Genomic DNA, 4,671 nt, shown 5'->3' with positions numbered 1-4,671 from the left:
CAATGTAAGATTGTGTTTTCGGAAGTTCTTGCACTTCTGTTTCAACTAACAATGACACAAAGTATTTGCCAGAAGGGTTACGTCTAACTGTAGCATTTAAAATACGCCCCTTTACTTCGCGACTTTTGGCAAATCGAACGAGACCTAGTTTCGGCAACTTTATTTTGTTTCCTACAACAGCAATGTTTTCATTTGTTTGTTTTGTGGTATAAGATTGTACGTTGTTCTTCTTAGATTTAAAACACGGGGTACTGTTTTGTTTTTTGAAAAAGCGTGTATAAGCATCCGCAAGGTTACGAACAGACGACTGAATCGCAATACTATCCACTTCTTTTAGCCAAACAAACTCTTTCTTCATGACAGGAAGTTTGGCAGAGCATGTACCATATGTCAAACCTTTTCCTGTCTCTTTGTATGCGTGATTCCATAGAGATAGGAAATAATTGAATACAAAGCGAGAGCAACCAATCGTTTTGTTGATTAGAATTGCTTGTGCTTGATTTGGATAGATACGAAACTTATAGGCTTTATTCATCATTATTTGATTCACCTCCATTTCGGTATATGACTATTATACACCTAACGTACATTCGATAGGTAGTGGAGTAACACTTTCTGTGTGCCATCCCTTGTTCGAAGCCAATTCATCTCCCACCTACTCACTGGGCTAGGACCCTTCACGCTCCTTGAAGAAGGAGTCTTCTTGGCTAAAATGATAAAAAAAGAAGAGAGGATATACACTCTCTTCGTCAATAGTATTATACATAGAGAATAATAAGGTAAAAAACTGTAAAGAGATGAACTTTAGAATGCTTCACAAAGTGAATTACAACACAGGAACTTCCAAAAATATACATAAATATAACGTTTTTCTCTATAACATCCTAAATTTAATGAATATTCGAATCTAGGTCAGGTCTACTATTCGCCACTTGGCTTTCTAACAAACTGTTCGAAGTGAGTTCATCTCGATTAGTCTTTGCTTTTAATAGCTAAGAAATTCATCCTAAGACGGTCGAACTAAATCTCTTGTTCCAAAGGCTACTTTATTAATATTCATGCTAATAGGCTTATTGCTTCATTGTTGTTAATAACTGCACTATAATCTCTATGAAGATTTGCACCGTATATACAAGAATATACTTGTTCAGACAATGACATATCTTTCACAACTGCTACATGTTTTTGTGGAAGGAAACCTTTTATCTACTCTATTTTTTATGAACTTGCTGCCCTTCTTTGTTCTGTTTGCTGTTTATTTACACGTACTATAATTGGAATAGCAGCACTACCCATCACAAAAATAGCACCTGTAATTTGAATAACTGATGGAATACTATTATTAAACAATATATCTAGTAACAGTGAAAACAAAATGTTTAAATATAACAACGCAGATAAATTTGAAATTCTCGTAGTTAACTTATACGCCCTTCCTCTAAACCATTGATTCCCTAAACTTCCCATTGCCATTAAAAATAAAAATACTAGTACCATTGTACTATTCGTAAATACACCAATATAATTCCCCTTTGAAAAACATGCAGAGAGTACACCCGATATTATTGTTCCATATAGGTATGTATAGGCCATAATGGATAGATTATCATCCGTCTGTGCACTTCTATGTAAAAAAAATTGTGAAAATGCTAAGGATAATCCTGAAAGTAAACCTACCCCCAAATAAAGGAATGATTCATAATCAATACCACCGGTTTTTAAAACAAGAAACACTCCAAAAAAACCTACAAATGCTGCCAATATTTCTGCTCTTGTCGCACGTCTCGTCTTTGAAAAAAGGGTAATAAGACAGATAAAAATAGGACCTGTATTATATAAAACCATTGCTATGAAAAGTGAGGTTTTAGCTGCACATAAAAAAAATAATGCCTGTGAAAATGTAATAGAAAAAGCTCGAGGTAATTGTTTATAACTATTACTCCAAAATGAAATTTTCCCCATTCTTTTTATAATAAAAGGGACTAAGAATAGAAAAGGAATAAAAAACCTTGCTGTTAAAGTTACAAAGAAATCTCCTGATATAATAGCATGTTCTGCAAAAAATCCAGAAAGTGAAAAGCTAATTCCTGAAAGAACCATAAAAAATGTCGCTTTTTTAAGATTATCCATTTAATTTAAGCCTCCTTAATAAATATAAGCACCGAGAAACGTTATTCTTTAAATTTCTCGGTGCTTAAAAAATGTGCCATTAAAACTATATCAAGAAAAACAATGCATTGATCAAGGTATTATTAATTCGCCTTTAAAAAGTAACCTTGCTGTTCGTGTAATACTAGATTTCTTAATTACATATCCATTAGATGACTCCTCAATAACTGATTCTGTTTGAATTTTCCCCGCTGGGTGTTCGATTATAATTTGATTCAATTTTTTCATTTTATTTAAATCATTATTTTTTGCAACATGGTATGCAGTTGTACCATTAATTTTTATGGCTGCTGATAATGCGAGCGATCCTGTTACTGCATGAGTGCTATGACATTGGTGAGGAATAAAATATCTTGATGTAATAGTGCCAGATTCCCTAGGTTTTGAAATTACCGCAATCTTAGGGATGACCTTATTTGATACATCACCTAAATTTGCAAGACAAGCCACCTTTTTTCTAATAAGATCAATGTCATGTAAAAATGTTTTATTTGCATTTAACACATCTGGACTTTCATTTCCTATAATTCCTAATTCACTGGCTCGAATTATAATTAATGGCACTGATACATCGACACAAGATACATTAATTCCATTAATAACATCCGTTTTTGCACCTGTAGGAAATAACTTCCCTGTAACTGAGCCGATTGAATTTTTAAAATTCAAATCTATCGGAGCTCCTGTACCCGGAACACCGTCAATTTTAATATCTCCGTTATATACAACATTTCCGTTTTTAGTGGCTATAGTTGATTCAACAATTACATTTGTATTTAAATTTCTAATTGTTATAGTTTCTTTTCCTGACCCGACTTTAATCAATCCGCTCTCTACTGCATAAGGAGCAACAGCTGCAATTATATTCCCACAATTTACACTATCGTCTAATATCCTTCTCTTTAAATCCGCCTGTAAAAATAAATAATCAATATCTATTCCTGGTGTAGTGGAAATTCGAATAATTGCAATTTTATTTGATAAAGGATCTAACGTACCCATCCCATCAACACCACGAGCATTTCCTGCCCCTAACGCTTTTAAAATAACCTCATCTCTAATTGATTTATTTGAAGGTAAATGTTTATCTAAAAAAAATAATCCTTTTGACGTTCCTCCACGCATAACAAAACAAGGTATTTTCATTTATTAGCATCTCCTTTTTATGTGTATCCTTTTTTATTTTTTAATTATCATATACAAAAAAATAAATTTTAATGATATTACTAAATCTAATCAAAGAAAAAAATATTACTTAACAATCTCGTCCCTCCTCCATATTTCTAAAATTGAAAAGATAATATTGGTAATTATGTAAATCACCTCCTACAACTTGGTATCCATTCTAACAATAAAATATAAAATAAGTAACAAATTACTTTGTATAAATAAAATATATAAAATTCAGAATTTTAATAACAATAATTATTACCTATCCCTTTCACTAGGATGAGACGCTTCACGGTCATTAAGGGCAGAGACTTCCTTGCCAAAGGAATGTCCTATATCTCATGCATCCTAAGATATTTGTTGAATATATTATATCTAGGCTCATGTTACCACAATTTTAAAATACCGTTCACAGAATTTACGGTATAGAAAAGCCTACGCAGGACTTTAGTCCGTCTTTAGACTTGGGATGAACTCATCGTTTTTGTATAGCAAAACAAGGTATACTTTATTCATAGTCATGCAAAAGACGTAAATACATTTGAGAACCAACAATCTGTACGGTATGATCACAGTACCATAGCCTACGAAACTATACGGTCTGTTGTGGGATTGGTGATGGCACACCGCAATCTTTACACTTCAGCGGTACAAGAAATGGATTTGGCCTTTGGTAGCAAGAATCCTACTGACGTTAGTTGGCCACTTTAGGGGAGGAGTGTCAATTTTGTACGAATAGAAATGGAATTCCTTTTAAATTAAAGCTTCTAGAAGCATTATATGGAAGAGTAGCAAAATAAGCCTTAATACTGTTACTAGTGCAGCTGCTTATTTATAGTTCAATTTGTTCACACAGTCTAATGTTAATCTAATTTTTTGCCGTTTTAAAAAACCTTCTATCTCCAGCACTGTACGTAATTTACTTTTCAGAATTTCATCTAATAGAACCTTGATATTCTATTGTATACATTCTTCAACAAAGACTTATTCTAAAACTGGGATTACAGAACTAAACATAGGTAATGAAATAACAATGGCTAAAAGTTTTTATATTTTGAAATTATAATTATCCTGCTCTATAAACTGGGATACTTCATAAAACTACTTAATTTAATAAGATAAGTAGTTTTATCATTTTAGCCAAGAAGACTCCTTCCTCAAGGAGCGTGGAGGGCACAGCCCAGTGAGTAGGGGGGAGATGAATTGGCTTCGAACAAGGGATGGCAGGAAGCCATCTTAATTGTTCGACATACAGAAAGTGTTACTCCACTACCTATCGAATGTACGTTTGGTGTATAATAGTCATATACCGAAATGGAGGTGAATCAAATA

Annotated in this window: 3 protein-coding genes and 1 pseudogene; all 4 read right to left on the bottom strand. The window is 33.0% G+C overall.

The window, feature by feature from the left end:
• Nucleotides 1-541: RNA-guided endonuclease TnpB family protein (locus tag MR168_RS32215; RefSeq protein WP_242291750.1), on the bottom strand; the 541-nt coding region annotated here is incomplete at its 3' end.
• 515 nt (nt 542-1,056) lie between these two features.
• Nucleotides 1,057-1,213 (bottom strand): annotated as a pseudogene (locus tag MR168_RS32210) (zinc ribbon domain-containing protein); the annotation flags it as partial.
• Between the two features lie 5 nt (nt 1,214-1,218).
• Entirely contained in the window at nt 1,219-2,130 is a 912-nt protein-coding gene (locus MR168_RS32205) for a DMT family transporter (RefSeq protein ID WP_000369347.1), read from the bottom strand.
• A gap of 111 nt (nt 2,131-2,241) precedes the next feature.
• The gene (locus MR168_RS32200; protein WP_000701098.1) at nt 2,242-3,315 is read right to left on the bottom strand and encodes a PrpF domain-containing protein; all 1,074 of its coding nucleotides are present in this window, start codon (nt 3,313-3,315) and stop codon (nt 2,242-2,244) included.
• Between the last annotated feature and the right edge of the window lie 1,356 nt (nt 3,316-4,671).

It is taken from the genome of Bacillus cereus group sp. BfR-BA-01356 (assembly GCF_022663635.1).
In the GTDB taxonomy this organism is placed as follows: domain Bacteria; phylum Bacillota; class Bacilli; order Bacillales; family Bacillaceae_G; genus Bacillus_A; species Bacillus_A cereus.
The sequence above is the reverse complement of the archived record's forward strand: the minus strand, read 5'-3'. Positions and strand labels throughout refer to the sequence as shown.